This window comes from Mesorhizobium sp. M7A.F.Ca.MR.362.00.0.0, assembly GCF_004023175.1.
Classification (GTDB): Bacteria; Pseudomonadota; Alphaproteobacteria; order Rhizobiales; family Rhizobiaceae; genus Mesorhizobium.
The window spans coordinates 1-261 of the sequence record NZ_RZTF01001048.1; the positions used below are offsets into that span (position 1 = coordinate 1).

Below are 261 nucleotides of genomic sequence, written 5' to 3' on the forward strand. Positions count from 1 at the left end.
ATCTTGCTATAGCTGTTAGTATTGCTTCCAGCTTCAGAGATAAGACCACAAGGGCGACAGACTGCATTATTGGAGAAGTAGGTCTGACTGGGGAAGTGGGAAGAGTATCCAGAATCGAACAACGAGTACAAGAAGCGGCTAAATTAGGATTTGAGCGCGTTATATTGCCTGCTAATAACCTATCAGGTCTTAGTGCTCCCAAGGGGATTGAACTAATTGGTGTCAGTTCTGTTGGAGAGGCGTTAAAAGCTGCCTTAGGAG

General features: G+C 45.2%; 1 protein-coding gene. It reads left to right on the forward strand.

Annotated elements, in window-relative coordinates:
- A partial coding sequence (locus tag EOC06_RS39070; RefSeq protein ID WP_281062156.1) for a magnesium chelatase domain-containing protein occupies positions 1 to 261 on the forward strand: 261 nt, incomplete at both ends.